Origin of the sequence: Burkholderia crassaminum, from assembly GCF_964265005.1 — a bacterium.
Classification (GTDB): domain Bacteria; phylum Pseudomonadota; class Gammaproteobacteria; order Burkholderiales; family Burkholderiaceae; genus Burkholderia.
In genome coordinates this window covers 2,641,973-2,660,004 of record NZ_OZ183800.1, presented here as the reverse complement: position 1 = coordinate 2,660,004, position 18,032 = coordinate 2,641,973, and the positions used below count along the sequence as shown (strand labels likewise).

Below are 18,032 nucleotides of genomic sequence, written 5' to 3'. Positions count from 1 at the left end.
TATTGGCCCTGAAAAGAACGTATAAAAACGCCATCGCCACCGGCTTTCGTCTTTACAGCTTTTTTATTCCGCGTAAAGAAATTGAACACCGCTTTGATACGCGGATTTCTACACTGTCGCATCCCATTCGCCAGATGAGCATGGGGGCGTCAAGCGGGCCTGCGCCGACACGGCAGGGCCTGGTACGCCGACGAACGCGCGGAGCTTCCGCGCATACGAGAAAAAGGGGAAAGCCATGTTGTGGATCACCGGCGCGTTGTCGCTCGCGCTCTTTATCTATCTGTTTCATGCATTGATCAAACCCGAGCGGTATTGATCGGCACGATTCAACAGGAATTCGAAAATATCGGTGAATGTCATGAGCGATCTGCTTTTCATTTTGTTCACGCTCGCGTTCTTTGCCTTGACGGCCGGTTTCATCACTGGCCTTGACCGGATCTGAGCGAGCGTCGACATGTTCAACAATTTCATTCAATTCGCGATCGTTCTCGCGATCATGCTGGCGCTGGTGCCCGTCGTCGGGAAATGGCTCGCGCACGCCTTTACGAGCCCGCGCCACGCGTGGGTCGAACGCCGTACCTATGCGCTGCTCGGCGTGAATCCCGACGAAGCGATGTCGTGGCAGCGCTACGGCATGGTGCTGCTGCTCAGCAATGCCGGGATGATGCTGCTCGGCTATCTGCTGCTGCGCATCCAGGACACCCTGCCGTTCGATGCGCTGCAGCGCGCCGCGCAAAGCCCCGACCTCGCCTTCAACACCGCCGCGTCGTTCATCACGAACACGAACTGGCAGGCGTATGCGGGCGAGAGCAGCCTGTCGAACTTCTCGCAGATGGCCGTCATCACGTTCCTGATGGTGGTCAGCGCGGCGACCGGCGTCGCGGCCGCGGGAGGCTTCATCCGCGGGCTGAGCCGCAAGAGCGCGGCGGATATCGGCAACTACTGGGTCGACTTCACGCGCGTGACCTATCGCGTGCTGCTGCCGCTCAGCTTCGTGATGGCGCTCGTATACGTATGGCAGGGCATGCCGCAGACGCTCGCGTCCGATGCGTGGGCGACCACGCTCGAAGGCGCGCGCCAGCAGATCGTGATGGGGCCGGTTGCCAGCCTCGAATCGATCAAGCATATCGGCACGAACGGCGGCGGCTTCTTTAGCATGAACGCCGCGCATCCGTTCGAGAACCCGACGCCGCTCACCAACACGTTGCACATGCTGTCGATGCTGCTGATCCCGTCCGCGTTGACCTACGCGCTCGGCACGATGATCAGCCGGCGCCGCCAGGGATGGGTGCTCCTCGGCGCGTTCGTCGTGATGTTCGTCGGCTTCCTCGCCGTGATCTATTCGGCCGAGCAGCACGGCAATCCGCTGTTGACCGGGCTCGGCGTCGACCAGCAGATGAGCGCCACGCAGCCGGGCGGCAACATGGAAGGCAAGGAGATGCGCTTCGGCATCGCGCAGACGAGCCTGTTCGCTACCGTCACGACGGCCGCGACCACCGGGTCGGTCGACGCGATGCATGACTCGCTGACGCCGCTCGGCGGCCTCGTGCCGATCGCGCAGATGATGCTGAACAACGTGTTCGGCGGCGACGGCGTCGGGCTGATCAACCTGTTCACGTTCGCGATCCTCACGGTGTTCCTGGTCGGGATGATGATCGGGCGCACGCCGGAATTCCTCGGCAAGAAGATCGAGGCACGCGAAATGAAGCTCGTGATGCTCGCGGTGCTCGCGCATCCGTTCAGCATCCTCGGCTTCACCGCGGTGGCGGCGATGCTGCACTCGACGATGGACAGCCTCGCGAACCTCGGCCCGCACGGCTTCAGCGAAGTGCTGTACGCATACACGTCGGGTACGGCCAACAACGGCTCCGCGTTCGCGGGCCTGAACGCGAACACACCGTTCTTCAACACGACGATCGGCTTCGCGATGCTGATCGGCCGCTACCTGACGCTGCTGCCGATGCTCGCGGTTGCGGGCAGCCTCGCCGCGAAGAAGAGCGTGCCGGAAAGCGCGGGCACGCTGTCGACGTCGACGGGCCTGTTCGCCGGCCTGCTGGTCTTCGTGATCCTGGTCGTCGGTGGCCTCACGTTCCTGCCCGCGCTCGCGCTCGGCCCGGTCGTCGAGCACCTGCTGATGTCGGGCGGCCAACTGTTCTGAGGAAAACATCATGATGCAAGGCAATCGCCAGGCAGCGGCCGCCGCCGCGCCGGCACCCGGTTCTTCGTTCGGCGCGGCGACGCGCGGCCTCGTGCGGCCCGTGATCGCATCGTCGGTGCTGTTCATGCTCGTCACGGGGATCGCGTATCCGCTGCTCACCACGGGCGTCGCGAACGTGCTGTTCCCGTCGCAGGCGCGCGGCAGTCTCGTGGCGCGCAACGGTACGACGATCGGCTCGGCGGTGATCGGGCAGAACTTCACGCGTGCCGGCTACTTCCACGGGCGGCCGAGCGCGACGACCGGCACCGATCCGGCCGATCCGTCGAAGACGATCGACCAGCCGTACAACGCGGCCGGCAGCGGCGCCAGCAACCAGGGCGCCACCAGCAAGAAGCTGCTCGCGGATATCGCGCAGCGGGTGCGCGTGTACCGGCAGGAAAACGCGCTCGCCGCCGGCACGCCGGTACCGGCGGATGCCGTGACCGCATCGGCCTCGGGGCTCGATCCCGAGATCTCGGTGGCGAACGCGCGGCTGCAGGCGGCACGCGTCGCGCAGGCACGCGGTGTCGATGCCGCCCAGGTCGCGTCGCTGGTCGAGCGCATCGCATCGCCCCGCCAGCTCGGCGTGCTCGGCGAACCGCGCGTGCGCGTGCTCGAGCTGAACCTCGCGCTGGACCGCGCATTCGGCCAGGCGGCCGGCGCGAAGTAATGGCAGGAACCACGGAGTCACTCATGTCCCATATCGAAACCCCGATCAATCCGGCGGCGATCCCGGTCGGCACCGTGCCGCCGATGCGCTGGACGGCCGTGCTGCGCGAGGCGTTCCGCAAGCTCGCGCCGCGCGTGCAGTTGAAGAATCCCGTGATGTTCGTCGTCTATCTCGGCAGCATCGTCACGACCGTGCTGTGGCTGCAGGCGCTGACCGGCACGGGCGATGCGCCGGCCGGCTTCATCTTCGCGGTCGCATGCTGGCTGTGGTTCACCGTGCTGTTCGCGAACGCGGCCGAGGCGCTGGCCGAAGGGCGCGGCAAGGCGCAGGCCGACGCGCTGCGCGCGGCGCGCAAGCGCGTGTACGCGAAGGTGCTCGACGAGCCGAAGCAGTACGGCAGCACCAGCCACCGCGTGCCGAGCGACGAACTCGCCGCCGGCAGCATCGTGCTCGTCGAGGCCGGCGACACGATTCCCGCCGACGGCGAAGTGATCGACGGCGTCGCGTCGGTCGACGAATCGGCGATCACCGGCGAATCCGCGCCGGTGATCCGCGAGTCGGGCGGCGATTTCTCGTCGGTGACGGGCGGTACGCGCGTGCTGTCCGACTGGATCATCGTGAAGATCACCGCACAACCGGGCGAAGCGTTCCTCGACCGGATGATCGCGATGGTCGAAGGCGCGAAGCGCGGCAAGACGCCGAACGAGGTCGCCCTGACGATCCTGCTCGTCGCGTTGACGATCATCTTCCTGCTCGTGTGCGTGACGCTGCTGCCGTTCTCGCAGTTCAGCGTGCTGCTGAACGCGTCGGGCTCGGCCGTGAGCCTGACCGTGCTGATCGCGCTGCTGGTTTGCCTGATTCCGACGACGATCGGCGCGCTGCTGTCGGCGATCGGCATCGCGGGGATGAGCCGCATGATGCGGGCGAACGTGCTCGCGACGTCGGGCCGCGCGATCGAGGCGGCGGGTGACGTCGACGTGCTGCTGCTCGACAAGACCGGTACGATCACGCTCGGCAACCGTGAAGCCGTGCAGTTCCGGCCGGCGCCGGGCGTGGACGAACGCGCGCTCGCCGAGGCCGCACAACTGTCGTCGCTTGCCGACGAGACGCCCGAGGGGCGCTCGATCGTCGCGCTCGCGAAGCAGCGTTTCTCGCTCGACGTGGCGGCGGCCGGCGGCAGCATCACGGTGCCGTTCAGCGCGCGCACGCGGATGAGCGGCCTCGATATCGGCGAACGCCAGGTGCGCAAGGGTGCGGCGTCGGCGATCCGCGCGCACGTCGATGCGCTCGGCGGCGTGTTTCCTCAAGCAGTCGAGACGGCCGTCAACGACATCGCGCGGCGCGGCGGTACGCCGCTCGTCGTCGCCGATGGCTCGACGGTGCTCGGTGCGATCGAGCTGAAGGACATCGTCAAGCACGGGATCGCCGCGCGCTTCGCCGAGTTGCGCAAGGTCGGCGTGAAGACCGTGATGATCACCGGCGACAACCGGCTCACCGCGGCCGCGATCGCGGCGGAAGCCGGTGTCGACGACTACCTCGCCGAAGCGACGCCCGAGGACAAGCTGCGGCTGATCCGCGAGCACCAGGCGAAGGGCCATCTCGTCGCGATGACGGGCGACGGCACCAACGACGCGCCCGCACTCGCGCAGGCCGACGTGGCCGTCGCGATGCACAGCGGCACGCAGGCGGCGAAGGAGGCGGCCAACATGGTCGACCTCGACAGCAACCCGACGAAGCTGATGCAGGTGGTCGAGGTCGGCAAGCAGATGATCATGACGCGCGGCGCGCTGACCACGTTCAGCGTGGCCAACGATCTCGCGAAGTATTTCGCGATCATCCCGGCCGCGTTCGTCGCGACCTATCCGGCGCTCGGCGCGCTGAACGTGATGGGGCTGCACAGCCCGACGTCGGCGATCCTGTCGGCGGTGATCTTCAACGCGTTGATCATCGTCGCGCTGATCCCGCTCGCGCTGAAGGGCGTGAAGTATCGCGCGGAGCCGGCCGAGAAGTTGCTGGGGCGCAACCTGCTGATCTACGGTGTGGGCGGGATCATCGCACCGTTCATCGGCATCAAGCTGATCGACATGCTGTTGACGCCGTTTATCTGACCGAACGCGCCGTCGCGGCCCCGCTCACGCCTTCGCGGCGTGCGCGGGGCCGTTCGGCGTTTCAATTGCCGGAAGCGATCATGGATGTGAATGTGAACGTGAGCGAAGCGAATCGACGGACAACGGGGCGGCGGGACGCCGCCGCCCACGGCAGCGGGGCCGGCGCGGGCCGCGACCGCTGGCGAGCCGTGCTGCGCGCGAGCGCGGCGCTGGCCGACCGCATCGCGGGCGCGGGGCCCGATCCGCGGCCGGCGCTGGCCGTGCGCGAAGCGCGAGCGCGCACGCACGTGTGGGTGTCGCAGTACGCGGTGCCGCTGCTGCTCGCCACGCTCGTGTGCGCGCTGGCGACGCTGGCGGCGAGCGCGCTGCTGCGCGTGTTCGACCTGTCGAACGTCGTGATGCTGTTCCTGATGACGGTCGTGCTGATCGCGCTGCGGCTCGGCCGGCTGGCCGGCGCGTGGGCCGCGTTCGTCTGCGTCGGCTGCTTCGACTTCTTCTTCGTCGAGCCGAGGCTGTCGTTCGCGGTGTCCGATACGCAGTACGTGTTCACGTTCGCGCTGATGCTGGCCGTCGCGCTCGCGATCGGCCAGCTCGCGGCGCGCCTGCGCGCGGAGGCGCGGGCCGCGCGTGCGAACGAGAAACGCTCGGCCGCGCTCGCGCGCGTCGCGCATGACCTGTCGGCCGCGATCGAGACCGAGCAGATCGCGTCGATCTGCACCGGCACGATCGCGCCGCTGCTCGGCGTGCGCGTCGCGCTCGTGCTGCCGGACGCGGACGACCGGCTGATGCCGGCGCCACACGCCGCGTTCGTCGAAGCGCCGATCGCCCGCTGGGTCTACGAGAATGCGCGCGTCGCCGGGTGCGGGCTGCCGCCGTTCGAGCGCGCGGCCGCGCTATACCTGCCGCTGAAGGCGCCGATGCGCGTGCGTGGCGTGCTCGTGCTGTTCGGCGACGCGCAGCCGGTACCGACCGATCCCGACGATCGCCGCCTGATCGATGCGCTGTGCTCGTCGATCGCGATGGCGCTCGAACGCGTGCACTACGTCGGCGTCGCGCAGCACACGCTCGTGCGGATCGAAGGCGAGCGGCTGCGCAATGCGCTGCTCGCCGCCGTGTCGCACGACCTGAAGACACCGCTCACCGCGATCCGCGGGCTCGCCGAGACGCTGGAGCGGCCAGAGCGGCTGGCCGACGGGCAGCCGGCCGCGCTCGCGCACGGCATCCGCAACCAGGCCGAGGCGCTGCACGGGCTCGTCGTGAACCTGCTCGATCTCGCGCGCATGCAGAGCGAGGGCGTGCGGCTGAATCGCGAATGGCACATGCTCGACGAGATCGTCGGCAGCGCGCTCGCGCATTCGGCCGGCGTGCTGGCCGGCCGCGACGTGAGCGCCGACCTGCCGGCCGACCTGCCGCTCATCGACGTCGACGCGCTGCTGATCGAGCGCGTGCTGATGAACCTGCTCGACAACGCGGCGAAGTACGCGGGCACGGAGGCGGCCGTGGCGGTGCGCGCGCGCGTGTTCGGCGAAACGCTGTACGTGTTCGTCGAGGACGACGGGCCCGGCTTCGTCGCGCGCAACACCGAGCCGCTGTTCGAGCCGTTCGAGCGCGAACGCAAGGAATCGTCGATCAGCGGCGTGGGGCTCGGGCTCGCGCTGTGCCGCAGCATCGTCAACGCGCACGGCGGCTCGATCCGCGCGGTGCCGCTCGATCCGCATGGCGCGCGGTTCGAGATTCGCCTGCCACTGGGTGCGCCGCCCGACATCGAACACGAGAGCCGGACATGATCAGATCGCGCGTACTTATCGTCGAGGACGAATCGGACATCCGCCGCTTCGTGCGGATGGCACTGGAACAGGAAGGGCTCGACACCTGCGAGGCGTCGACGGCCCGCGAGGCGCGGATGTATGCGTCGAGCAGCAAGCCCGATCTCGTGATCGTCGATCTCGGGCTGCCGGACGACGACGGCAAGACCTTCATCCGCGAACTGCGCGAGTGGTCGACGGTGCCGGTGATCGTGCTGTCGGCGCGGCAGCAGGAGGTGGAGAAGGTCGCGGCGCTCGACGCGGGCGCCGACGATTACCTGCCGAAGCCGTTCGGCGTGCCCGAACTGCTCGCGCGGGCACGCGCGCAGTTGCGGCGCGCGGCGTTCGTGTCGGCCGACGGGCAATCGTCGTCGGTCGTGCGGTTCGGCGACGTGACCGTCGATCTCGGCCGGCACGAAGCGGTTCGCGGCGGCGAGCCGGTCCATCTGACGCGCCTCGAATTCCGGCTGCTCGCCGCGCTGATTCGCGCCCGCGGCGGCGTGATCGCCGCGCGGCAATTGCTGGCCGAGGTCTGGGGCATCCACGACGCCGACCGCGCGCACTACGTGCGCGTCTACATGACGAACCTGCGGCAGAAGCTCGAGCCGGTGCCGGCACGCCCGCGGCACCTGCTGACGGAACTGCAGTTCGGCTACCGTCTGGTCGGTCTGGAAACGGTCGGCATGACGGACGGGCCGCGCGGTGCGGCGTCGTCAGGTCTAGACAAGTGAAAACCCGCTCCCGGCCGTGCACCTGCATGTGGAGAAAGCTGTTGTTTAGCTCGATGTAATTCGTAATTAATTGAAATTGAAGGGAATTTGCAACCCACGGCCATAATCCACCGACAATTAGAGATAAACACGGATTGCTGGCAATGTCCCTGCGCGGGCAAAGTTGTATGTACAACTTGGAGTGTCGCCGAAGGGGCGATTTCCGGGTTGGAAGGGGGCCCGCCGGGATGCCGTACCGGTCGCCCGACGGAACCCCTGCCCAGTTCGCCTATGACAGGAACGCCATGAAGAAACTCGCGCTCAGTATTGCCCTTGCCTGCATCGCGGTCGGTGCCCACGCCAAGGATTGGTCGACGATCCGGTTCGGCGTCGACGCCAGCTACCCGCCGTTCGAATCGAAGGACGCAAGCGGCAAGGTCGTCGGCTTCGACGTCGATCTCGGCAACGAGATCTGCGCGCGCCTGAAGGCGAAATGCGTGTGGATCGAGAACGACTTCGACGGGATGATCCCGGCGCTGAAGGCGAAGAAGTTCGACGGCGTGCTGTCGTCGATGTCGATGACGCCGGCGCGTGCCGAGCAGATCGCGTTCTCCGACAAGCTGTTCAACACGCCGACGCGCCTCGTCGTGAAGAAGGGCGCCAACCTGCAGCCGACGGCCGAGTCGCTGAAGGGCAAGTCGGTCGGCGTCGAGCAGGGCACCATCCAGGAAACCTACGCGAAGGCGTACTGGGCGCCGAAGGGCGTGCAGGTCGTGCCGTACCAGAACCAGGACGGCGTGTACCAGGACCTGATGTCGGGCCGCCTCGACGCGGCGCTGCAGGACGCGGTGCAGGCCGACATCGGCTTCCTGAAGACGCCGCGCGGCGCGAACTTCGACTTCGCCGGCAAGGACATCGACGATCCGAAGACGCTCGGCAACGGCGCCGGCATCGGCCTGCGCAAGGACGACGCCGACCTGAAGGCGAAGATCGACCACGCGATCGCCGACATCATCAAGGACGGCACGTACAAGAAGCTCGAGAAGAAGTACTTCGCGTTCGACGTCTACGGCGGCTGACCATCCATGCGGCGCGCACCGGCTGTGGCGCGCGCCGCGTCTGTCGTGGGTGCAACCCGCTTCGCGTGATGCGTCCGACTTGATGAGCAGCTCGCATCAGGTAGTGCGCAGATATCGTTTGATGCGCGGCTAATGGCTATTGACAATCCAGCCACCTCGTTCTGGATCCCTCATATGATCTTCCAAGGATTTGGCCCGCTGCTGTGGGCCGGCACGGTCGAGACCGTGAAGCTCGCGGTACTGTCGCTCGCCGCGTCGCTCATTCTGGGCCTCGTCGGTGCGAGCGCGAAGCTGTCGACGAACCGTGTGCTCAAGTCGATCGGCACCTTCTACACGACACTGATCCGCGCGGTGCCGGACCTCGTGCTGATGCTGCTGCTGTTCTACGGGATCCAGATCCTGCTGAACAACTTCACCGACATGCTCGGCTGGGACCAGATCGACATCGATCCGTTCGTGGCCGGCGTCATCACGCTCGGCTTCATCTACGGCGCGTACTTCACCGAGACCTTCCGCGGCGCGTTCCTGTCGGTGCCGCGTGGCCAGCTCGAAGCCGGCTTCGCATACGGGATGAGCGGCTGGCGCGTGTTCCGCCGCATCCTGTTCCCGCAGATGATGCGCTTCGCGCTGCCCGGCATCGGCAACAACTGGCAGGTGCTCGTGAAGGCCACCGCGCTGGTGTCGATCATCGGCCTGGCCGACGTCGTCAAGGCGTCGCAGGACGCGGGCAAGAGCACGCTCGATTTCTTCTTCTTCACGCTGGCTGCAGGCGCGATCTACCTCGCGATCACGACGGTGTCCAACGTCGTGCTGCATCACCTCGAGAAGCGTTATTCCGTCGGCGTCCGGAGGCTCGCACTGTGATCGAACTCGTCAGCCAGTACTGGCAAAGCTATCTCTACACCGACGGCTACCGCTTCAGCGGCCTCGCGATCACGCTGTGGTTGCTGGTCGTGTCGATCGCGCTGGGCTTCGCGCTCGCCGTGCCGCTCGCAATCGCGCGCGCGTCGTCGAACCGCTGGATCTCGGGCCCGGTGTGGCTCTACACGTACGTGTTTCGCGGCACGCCGCTCTACGTGCAGCTGCTGATGTGCTACACGGGCATCTACAGCCTGCAGGTCGTGCACAACCACGTGCTGCTCGACACGTTCTTCCGCAACGCGATGAACTGCACGCTGCTCGCGTTCGTGCTGAACGAATGCGCGTATGCGACGGAGATCTTCGCGGGCGCGATCAAGGCGACGTCGGCCGGCGAGATCGAGGCCGGCATGGCCTACGGGATGTCGCGCTTCAAGCTCTATACGCGGATCATCCTGCCTTCCGCGCTGCGCCGCTCGCTGCCGAGCTACAGCAACGAAGTGATCCTGATGCTGCACGCGACGACGCTCGCGTTCACCGCGACCGTGCCCGACATCCTGAAGGTCACGCGCGACGTCAATTCGGCGACGTACATGTCGTTCCAGGCCTACGGCATCGCGGCCGTGCTGTACGCCATCGTCGTGTTCACGCTCATCTGGGCGTTCCGCAAGCTCGAGACGCGCTGGCTCGCGTACCTCTCGCCGCGCGGCCATTAACGCATTCGCAAGATTCGCAAGGAAGGACCCAGCATGTACAAGCTTACCGTTGACAACCTGCACAAGAAGTTCGGCGACAACGAGGTGTTGAAGGGCGTGTCGATGAAGGCGAAGGCCGGCGACGTGATCAGCATCATCGGCTCGAGCGGCTCCGGCAAGAGCACGTTCCTGCGCTGCATCAACTTCCTCGAGCAGCCGTGCTCGGGGCAGATCACGATCGGCAGCGAGCCGATCCAGACCGCGCGCGACCGCAACGGCTCGCTGCGCGTGGCCGACCAGAAGCAATTGCAGCGGATGCGCACCAAGCTGTCGATGGTGTTCCAGCACTTCAACCTGTGGGCACACATGACGGTGCTCGAGAACGTGATCGAAGCGCCGATGGCCGTGCTGGGGATCGGCAAGGACGAAGCGATCGCTCGGGCGCGCAAGTACCTGGAGAAAGTGGGCCTCGCGCCGCGCGTGGAGGGCATGTATCCGGCGCATCTGTCGGGCGGCCAGCAGCAGCGCGTGGCGATTGCTCGCGCGCTCGCGATGGAGCCGGAAGTGATGCTGTTCGACGAGCCGACGTCGGCGCTCGATCCGGAACTGGTGGGCGAAGTGCTGAAGGTGATGCAGAAGCTCGCCGAGGAAGGCCGCACGATGGTCGTCGTCACGCACGAGATGGGCTTCGCGCGCAACGTGTCGAATCACGTGATCTTCCTGCATCAGGGGAAGATCGAGGAGGAGGGGAATCCGCAGGAGATTCTCGTGAATCCGAAGAGCGAACGGCTCGGGCAGTTCCTGTCGGGGCGGTTGAAGTAAGCCGGCGGGCAGCGCTGCGCATCGCCCGTGAAGCCGCAACGGCGTCGCGGGCGATGCGGAGATTGAAGTACGCTTACAGTTGCGCCAGCGCGTCCGTCAATGGCCGCTGCGCGACACGCACGAGCGGTATCCTGCACGGCTTCACGCCGTCGCAAACTGGAACGCTAAATGCTTGTCACGCGGGATCCTTTCGATGAAGGAGCACCACGATGAGCACGCCGACAACGACCCATTTTTCCCATGTGAAGCCGCAGGACACCGCGTATCGCGGCGAAGGCCTGCGCGACTTCTTCCTGTATCGCGATCTCGGTATCGCGGCCGCGACGAACGGCAAGGTCGTCGCGCAGCTCGTCAGGGCGAATCATGCACCGGAGGCGGGCACCGGCTGGCACCGTCACGAGGCCGAGTTCCATATCGTGATCATGCTGAAGGGCTGGGCGCGCTTCATGTACGGCGAACGCGAGACGCTGGTGGCGGCCGGCGACTGCGTGCATCAGGCGCCGGGGATCGTCCACTATCTGTTCGACTACTCGCCTGATATGGAATATCTGGAGATCGTCGGGCCCGCCGATTTCAAGTCGATCGACGTCGACGGGCCGTGCGCGGTGCCGCCGCCGACGCCGTGGGGCGAGGCGGGCGCGTAGCTGCCCGGTTGCCCGAGACGCGCATCATGCGCACGCTTGCATCGGACCGCCTTCGGGCGGTTTTTTCGTTGCGCGTTACACGGCAGCTTCCGTGTGAACCCGCGACACCTGCGATTCGCTTTCCCCTCCGTCACATTCTTTCGAATTCCGAACGGTCAAGAAGCTGAAGATCCGGAAAGAAAAGAAAGACATTCGTCAGCTTCGACGCGTCGGCGGTGCTGCGATGTCAAAGATCGTCAATTGCGTGGGGATGCGGTGCACGGCCTGTCGACGACCGGCGTTAAGGAGGTACCAGCCGGATCACCGGTTGACCTACCCGGGAGAGTTTCATGAAGCGCATCGCGAAGATCCTGACGGCCACCGCAGTGGCCTGTGCCGTTCTCGTTCCGGCACTTGCCGAAGCCCATTCGCACCGTGAGTGTCACTTCGATCATCACCACCATCGCGTGTGCCGCTGGGTGCGGTAAACGCGGATTTTCCGGGATTACCCGGAACGCATTCTTCAGTCAGGCAAATCAGGAGAGGACCATGAAAAAGACGATGTTGATCGCCGCGCTGGTCGCCGGCATGGGTATGTCGATCGGTGCATTCGCGCAGGTTCCGGCCAGCGCGCCGGCCGGCACGACCGGTCTGTGCAAGGACGGCTCGTTCTACTCGGGCGCGTCGAAGAAGGGCGCATGTGCCGGCCACAAGGGCGTGAAGACCTGGTACGGCGCATCGTCGGCGGCAGCCGCGAGCGCACCGGCCGCCACGCCGGCAACGGCAGCTTCGGCTGCCGCGGCGTCCGGCACCGCGCCGGCGAAGAGCGCGGCCGCGACGACCGCGGCGGCAGCGCCGGGCGGCGGCCCGGGCAAGGTGTGGGCCAACGACAGCACGAAGGTCTATCACTGCTCGACCGACAAGTACTACGGCAAGACGAAGCACGGCAGCTACATGTCGGAAGCCGATGCGAAGGCGAAGGGCTACCACGCGTCGCACGGCAAGGCCTGTTCGTAACGCGGGCTGACGCGCGAGCCCGCTTCCTCGCGCGTCGCTTGCACACGGCAGCAATTCACGCCCCGCCAGCCCAGGCGGGGCGTTTTGTTTTCGGCGCCGATCGCCTTCAGCTGGCGTGATGCGGCGCCGTGCCGGTCGCGGCATCGTGCGCCGTTGCGCGTGCGTCGAGCAGCGCGCGCAGCGTCACGTAGTGCGTGCCGTCCGCATTGCCGTCCGCGCCCGCGGTGCGATCGTACGGCTCGTTGTCGTGGATCGTCGCGCGCACGATCGGATAGATCTGCGTTTCCCAGCGGCTGCCGTTGAACACGCCGTAGTGGCCCGCCCCGGTCTGCACGTGGTGCGTCTTCAGGTACGGCGGCAAGCCCGAACACAGCTCCTGCGCGGCCACTGTCTGGCCGACTGCGCAGATATCGTCCTTCTCGCCTTCGATCGTCAGCAGCGCGGTGCGATGGATCGCCGCCGGCTCGACGAGCCGGTCGCCGACCGTCAGCTCGCCGCGCGCGAGCGCATATTGCTGGAACACTTTCTCGACCGTCTCCAGATAGAACTCCGCGGTGAGATCGGCGGTGGCGAAGTATTCGTCGTAGAAGTGCCGCAGCGTGTCGGCTTTCGCCGGGTCGCCTTTCGCGCGCTCGTAATACAGGTCGGCAAACGACGCCGCGTGGCGATCGGGATTCATCGACATGAACGCGCCGACCTGCACGAAGCCGGGATACACGCAGCGCTGCGCACCGACGAAGCCCGCCGGCACGACGCTGATCAGGTTCCGCGCGAACCATTCGATCGGCTGGCTCGTCGCGAGCGCATTGACCTTGGTCGGATTCACGCGGCAGTCGATCGGCCCCGCCATCAGCGTCAGGCTCGCGGGCTGCGCCGGATCGCCGCCGGCGGCCATCAGCGCGACCGCCGCGAGCGCGGCGACGGTCGGCTGGCAGATCGCGAGCACGTGCGCGTCCGGGCCGATCTGGCGGATGAAGTCGATCACGTGCACGACGTATTCGTCGAAGCCGAACCGCCCGGCCGTCAGCGGGATGTCGCGCGGGTTGTGCCAGTCGGTGATGTACACGTCATGGTCGGCCAGCATCGTATGCACGGTGCCGCGCAACAGCGTCGCGAAATGCCCGGACATCGGCGCGACGATCAGCACACGCGGCTGGCGCGCGACCGGCAGCGCCTTGCGGAAATGCAGCAGCGTGCCGAACGGCGTGGCCGCGGCGGCTTCCTCGACGATCGGCACCGTTTCGCCGTCGACGACGATCGACGCGATGCCGAACGGCGGCCGCCGGTGCGAGAACGCGCAGCATTCGAGCAGTTCGCACAGCGCGTCGAGCATGCGGCCGGTCGGTGTCGTGGTGGCGGGCGGCCACAGCGACATCGTCGCGCGGGCGGCGGCGGCCCATGCGCGCGCCGGGCGCATGCATTCGGCAGACCATTGATAGAACGGATAGGCAAGCAGATTCATGACCGTCGCTCGTTGTGCCGCGTTGCATTGAACGAGGCAAGCCATGTGCCAGCCCGCGGCTGGCACGCGCGTTGCACGCGGTTCGGGGCGGCGGCGACGCAGGCGGCACGCGACAAGCGGCAGTCGCATGTGGTGCGTTGCCGCGCCGGCCTGACGTGCGGCACGTGCCGCGACAGCGTGCGGAGTTGCGCCAGTTCGGCGAATCCGCGGCACCGGCATGGTGCGGGTGACGCCACGCGGCGTCCGTTTCGGTGCAGGGGCACGAACGGTTTTGGACAGGGGAGCGACATGGAAGTCACCGGACAGACGACACTGACCATCAGCAGCCGCAATTACTCGTCGTGGTCGATGCGCGGCTGGCTGCTCGCGAAGCTGAGCGGGCTCGTGTTCGAGACGGTCAGCGTGCCGATCGATGCCGCGTCGCGCGCGGAGTTGCTGCTGCTGTCGCCGTCGATACTCGTGCCGTGCCTGACGCACGACGGCAACACGGTGTGGGACACGCTCGCGATCGCCGAATACCTGAACGAAATCCGGCCGCAGGCGCGGCTGCTGCCCGAAGACCGGAAAGCGCGCGCGCATTGCCGGTCGATCTGCGGCGAGATGCATTCCGGTTTCAGCGCGTTGCGATCGGCGTTGCCGATGAACCTGCGCGCGCATTTCCCCGGCTTCCGGATCTGGTCGCGCGCACAGCACGACATCGAGCGGATCGTGACGATCTGGCGCGAGTGCCTCGCCGCGTACGGCGGCCCCTGGTTGTTCGGCGCGGAGATCGGCATCGCCGACGCGATGTATGCGCCGGTCGTCACGCGCTTCCTGACCTACGACGTGAAACTGGAGCCCGATATCGCCGAGTACTGCATGCAGGTGCTCGCGCATCCGTTCGTGGCGGAGTGGATCGAGGCGGCGAAGGCGGAGCACGAAGACATCGACGAACTCGACATGGAGTTCTGAGCGCCGATCACGTGCGGCGCCCCCGCGCAAACGCGCGACGCGTTCAACGATCGGATGAATGGCGTCTGATCATGGCGCGCTTAAATCGGACGAATCGGCGCGCGCCGTGAAGTCTCGTGCGGCGGGCTTCGCGCGCGATCGGGGTAAACATCGCGGACACGTTGCCGATAACGCAGGTCCAGTGACCGCGAGAGAAACACGTGAAACCGTTTGTCATGCTTGCCTGTGCCGCTGCGTTGGTCATGTCGGCCGGCTGCGCTCAACTTCAATCCGGACGTCAGGACGCGAATGCGCGCGGCGACGCGCCCGCCGCGTCGTCGCCGCTCGTCGATTTCGTCATACCAGCCGATGCGCTCGGCGCACGCGATCCTCAATTGACCGCGTTGCTCGCGAAAGTCGGCGCGCTGGCATCGAAGCAGCCGCAGCCGATGACGATTCGCGTGGCTGCGCTGCCGCAGGATTTCGGTTACCTGAACCAGTCGCTTCGGCGCGGCGTTGCGATGCCGCGCGCCGCGTCGGTGCGGGTCGAGAACGTTGCGGCCGGGAGTTGCCGGCCGTACAGCGTTCAGGTCGCACCGACCCAGACCCAGTAACAGGAGATCCCGAGATGCTACGACTATCGATCTGTGCGGCCATGTTCGTGTGCGGCACCGCACTTGCGGCGTCACCCGGCGACGGTGCGCCGTTTGCTCCTGCCGCATCCAATCAGGTGTTTCCGCCGCTGCCGCCGTTCGCGTCGCTGCCGCCGGGGGCGGGTGGAGGCGACGACGAAGCGCAGGCACCCGCGCCGACGGGCGGGCGTCACGCGAGGAAGCTGCGCCACGCGCCGCCCGTGAAGAAGGCGCCGGAATTTCAGGTGCGTCTCGTCGTGACCGACGAGTCGCGTGCGGCACTCGCCGCCGAGGACAGGAAGCTTGACGACGCGCTCGCGAAAAGCACGCACGATCGGCGCACGACAGGAACCGGCGCGGCTGCGCTGGCGATGACGCAATGAAGCGGCACGATCGAAGCGGCGCGGACGTGACGACCCGGACCCGGATCACCTCGATGCGAGCAGGCTGCACGGCGTGGCTGCGGTTCGCGATGTTGCTGAGTGTGCTTGTCGTCGCGCCGGTGCGTGCGGACGATGTCGTGCCCGGCAGCGCCTGTTTCGAGCGCGCAGCCGGCTATCAGGGCGTCAACCCGCAGATCCTGCGCGCGATCGCGTGGTACGAATCGAAAGGCAATCCCGCCGCCGTGCATCGCAACGCGGATGGCAGCATCGACGTCGGCCAGACCCAGATCAACTCGGTGCACTTCGGCGAACTGCGCCGCTACGGTGTGCCGCCGGGCGCGTTGAAGGACGCGTGCGTGAACATCTACGTCGCGGCGTGGATGCTGAAGCGCAAGATGGTCCGCTACGGAAACACCTGGCAGGCGATCGGCGCGTATCACTCGGAGACGCCGCGCTTTCGGGACGAGTACGCACGCAACATCCACGCGGTGCTCGTATCGTGGGGCTTGCACGAGTGAGCCGCGCGTTCGTATGCGTTGAAGGCCGCGCGTAAGGGTTGCGGCGGGCCCGCGCGATCCGCGGGACGTGCGGCCGGCTATCGTTTTCCCGGGTGCATCGGGCCGTATCCTCAGCGCAAACGTTTTGCTGCCACTGTCGCGTCCGGAGCCCTGGCGACGACGCTAAAGAACGACTCCGTTCGTGTCGTAAACGGGAGCACGGGGAACGGCAGCGACGATCGCGCATGAAGCGCGGCGCGGCCGAACAAGAAAGTCAGCGCAGCAGGGGAATCGATTTGAATCGTCAGCAATCGTGGACGCGTACGGCGGCGCCCGGGGAAATCATTTACTCCGAGGGTTTTGCGGGCGAGCCCGTCATCTTTCTGATCACCGACGGCAAGGTCGAGCTGTCCACGCGATGCGACGACAAGCGCGTCGTCGTCGCGACACTCGGTCGTGGCGAGTTCTTCGGTGAATCGGCGTTGCTCGCGGCCGAGCCGCGGGCCCATACCGCGAAGGCGCTTTCATTCTGTCAGCTGACGGTCGTGCCGGCCGGCATGCTCGACGAGGAAATCGAGCGCGTGTCGGCGCTGCTGCGTCATATCGTGCGGACGATGATCCGTCGCGTGAAGCGCAAGGACGACCAACTCGCGACCTATACGCATGCCGACTTCATGCCGGGCGTGTTGTCGTATGCGCATGTGCTGGCGCTGATGGCGGGCGCCGATGCGCGTGAAGCTGGCGACGCCTGGACGCGCCGTCCGATGCAGGCGCATGCGGCCGAAACGTCGGTGCCGCTCGCCGAAGTGATCCGCAAATGCCGCGCGATTGCCGGCCACTCGCGGCCGCACGTGCTCGCGATGCTGCGACGCATGGAGAAGCTCAATCTCGTCACGATCGAAGCGGCGCAGGCGGACCACGCCGGCGGCGCAACCGACTATGCGGCGTCGTCGGATGCGCGCCAGGTCGTCACGTTCGACGCCGCGCGCGTGATCGACCGCGCGCAGCAGGTGGCCGATCACGATCTCGATCTTTCGATCAACAGCGAACTCGAGCTCATCGAGCTCGCCGATCTGGAATCGCTGATCGGCGTCGAGAAGACGATGCTGCTCAACAAGCTGTCGAACGGCGAAATTGCCGAAGAAGTGTTCGCATTCCGCAAATCGAAGGTGCTCAGTTACGTCGAGCAGAAGGGTGTCGCGTACTTCTCGCGGCGCAATGCGCGTCGCGGCGGCGACGTGCGCGCGCTGGAGGATCTCGTGTGGATCGACGCGCGCACGCTGTTCGACGTCATCAGCGCGTTCGATACCTACGATCTCGCGAAGCTGATCGCGAATCTCGACGATCGCGCAGTGGCCGACAAGCTGTTCTCCGTGATGACCGAGGCGCGGCGCAACGAGGTGTCGTGGGTGATGCGCCGCGAGCTCAAGCTCGATCCGGTCGAGATCGAGGACATCGAGCGGCGCGTGCTGGATGCCGTTCGCGCGGCGAAGGCGCCGGCGGCGGGCACCGCGCCCGTCGCATCGGCGTCGGACGCATGACAA

At 66.5% G+C, this 18,032-nt stretch carries 19 protein-coding genes; 17 read left to right on the top strand and 2 right to left on the bottom strand.

Going from position 1 to position 18,032, the window contains the following annotated elements:
- Nucleotides 1-52: 52 nt before the first annotated feature.
- Nucleotides 53-475 (bottom strand): hypothetical protein, encoded by a 423-nt coding sequence (locus ACPTTF_RS28900; RefSeq protein WP_423369176.1) that lies wholly within the window; start codon nucleotides 473-475, stop codon nucleotides 53-55.
- Here ACPTTF_RS28900 and kdpA point away from each other — a divergent pair.
- From kdpA to ACPTTF_RS28840, 12 genes are all read left to right on the top strand, one after another.
- Nucleotides 455-2,158 carry a potassium-transporting ATPase subunit KdpA gene (gene kdpA / locus ACPTTF_RS28895; RefSeq protein WP_423369175.1) on the top strand — a complete coding sequence of 568 codons (1,704 nt, stop codon included), beginning with the start codon at nucleotides 455-457 and terminating at the stop codon, nucleotides 2,156-2,158. The genes ACPTTF_RS28900 and kdpA overlap by 21 nt on opposite strands.
- Nucleotides 2,159-2,168: 10 nt before the next feature.
- Nucleotides 2,169-2,867 (top strand): potassium-transporting ATPase subunit KdpC, encoded by a 699-nt coding sequence (kdpC, locus tag ACPTTF_RS28890; protein ID WP_208101863.1) that lies wholly within the window; start codon nucleotides 2,169-2,171, stop codon nucleotides 2,865-2,867.
- 83 nt (nucleotides 2,868-2,950) lie between these two features.
- Nucleotides 2,951-4,975 carry a potassium-transporting ATPase subunit KdpB gene (kdpB, locus tag ACPTTF_RS28885; protein WP_166956647.1) on the top strand — a complete coding sequence of 675 codons (2,025 nt, stop codon included), beginning with the start codon at nucleotides 2,951-2,953 and terminating at the stop codon, nucleotides 4,973-4,975.
- Nucleotides 4,976-5,055: 80 nt separating this feature from the next.
- Nucleotides 5,056-6,762, top strand: a complete 1,707-nt coding sequence (locus ACPTTF_RS28880; protein WP_423369174.1) for a DUF4118 domain-containing protein — start codon at nucleotides 5,056-5,058, stop codon at nucleotides 6,760-6,762.
- A complete protein-coding gene (locus tag ACPTTF_RS28875; protein ID WP_423369173.1) occupies nucleotides 6,759-7,511 on the top strand; it encodes a response regulator in 753 nt (250 codons plus the stop codon). Before ACPTTF_RS28880 ends, ACPTTF_RS28875 begins: the two co-directional genes overlap by 4 nt.
- Before the next feature lie 284 nt (nucleotides 7,512-7,795).
- A complete protein-coding gene (locus ACPTTF_RS28870) occupies nucleotides 7,796-8,569 on the top strand; it encodes an ABC transporter substrate-binding protein (RefSeq protein WP_166954435.1) in 774 nt (257 codons plus the stop codon).
- A gap of 174 nt (nucleotides 8,570-8,743) precedes the next feature.
- On the top strand, nucleotides 8,744-9,433 hold the full coding sequence (locus tag ACPTTF_RS28865) for an ABC transporter permease (protein WP_423369172.1): 690 nt from the start codon (nucleotides 8,744-8,746) through the stop codon (nucleotides 9,431-9,433).
- Entirely contained in the window at nucleotides 9,430-10,143 is a 714-nt protein-coding gene (locus tag ACPTTF_RS28860) for an ABC transporter permease (protein WP_043178033.1), read from the top strand. Before ACPTTF_RS28865 ends, ACPTTF_RS28860 begins: the two co-directional genes overlap by 4 nt.
- 33 nt (nucleotides 10,144-10,176) lie before the next feature.
- The gene (locus ACPTTF_RS28855; protein WP_423369171.1) at nucleotides 10,177-10,944 is read left to right on the top strand and encodes an ABC transporter ATP-binding protein; all 768 of its coding nucleotides are present in this window, start codon (nucleotides 10,177-10,179) and stop codon (nucleotides 10,942-10,944) included.
- 209 nt (nucleotides 10,945-11,153) lie between these two features.
- Nucleotides 11,154-11,588, top strand: coding sequence for a cupin domain-containing protein (locus ACPTTF_RS28850; RefSeq protein ID WP_166954429.1), 435 nt, complete (start codon nucleotides 11,154-11,156; stop codon nucleotides 11,586-11,588).
- Between the two features lie 329 nt (nucleotides 11,589-11,917).
- A complete protein-coding gene (locus ACPTTF_RS28845) occupies nucleotides 11,918-12,055 on the top strand; it encodes an HHHH-motif protein (RefSeq protein ID WP_166954427.1) in 138 nt (45 codons plus the stop codon).
- 61 nt (nucleotides 12,056-12,116) lie between these two features.
- Complete coding sequence (locus ACPTTF_RS28840) at nucleotides 12,117-12,584, top strand: hypothetical protein (RefSeq protein WP_166954425.1); 468 nt, start codon at nucleotides 12,117-12,119, stop codon at nucleotides 12,582-12,584.
- A 106-nt stretch (nucleotides 12,585-12,690) separates the two neighbouring features.
- Here the strand turns inward: ACPTTF_RS28840 and ACPTTF_RS28835 are convergent, their stop codons facing one another.
- A complete protein-coding gene (locus ACPTTF_RS28835) occupies nucleotides 12,691-14,046 on the bottom strand; it encodes a polyhydroxyalkanoate depolymerase (RefSeq protein WP_423369170.1) in 1,356 nt (451 codons plus the stop codon).
- A 288-nt stretch (nucleotides 14,047-14,334) separates the two neighbouring features.
- Here ACPTTF_RS28835 and ACPTTF_RS28830 point away from each other — a divergent pair, with 288 nt between their 5' ends.
- The 5 genes from ACPTTF_RS28830 (at nucleotide 14,335) to ACPTTF_RS28810 (ending at nucleotide 18,029) form a co-directional block, all read left to right on the top strand.
- Nucleotides 14,335-14,997 (top strand): glutathione S-transferase family protein, encoded by a 663-nt coding sequence (locus ACPTTF_RS28830; protein ID WP_423369169.1) that lies wholly within the window; start codon nucleotides 14,335-14,337, stop codon nucleotides 14,995-14,997.
- Between the two features lie 215 nt (nucleotides 14,998-15,212).
- Entirely contained in the window at nucleotides 15,213-15,590 is a 378-nt protein-coding gene (locus ACPTTF_RS28825; RefSeq protein WP_423369905.1) for a hypothetical protein, read from the top strand.
- A gap of 14 nt (nucleotides 15,591-15,604) precedes the next feature.
- Complete coding sequence (locus ACPTTF_RS28820; protein WP_166954419.1) at nucleotides 15,605-15,991, top strand: hypothetical protein; 387 nt, start codon at nucleotides 15,605-15,607, stop codon at nucleotides 15,989-15,991.
- Between the two features lie 89 nt (nucleotides 15,992-16,080).
- Nucleotides 16,081-16,509: a lytic transglycosylase domain-containing protein gene (locus ACPTTF_RS28815; protein ID WP_407062419.1), complete on the top strand. Its 429-nt coding sequence runs from the start codon at nucleotides 16,081-16,083 to the stop codon at nucleotides 16,507-16,509.
- A gap of 275 nt (nucleotides 16,510-16,784) precedes the next feature.
- Nucleotides 16,785-18,029: a Crp/Fnr family transcriptional regulator gene (locus tag ACPTTF_RS28810; RefSeq protein ID WP_423369168.1), complete on the top strand. Its 1,245-nt coding sequence runs from the start codon at nucleotides 16,785-16,787 to the stop codon at nucleotides 18,027-18,029.
- Nucleotides 18,030-18,032 lie beyond the last annotated feature (3 nt).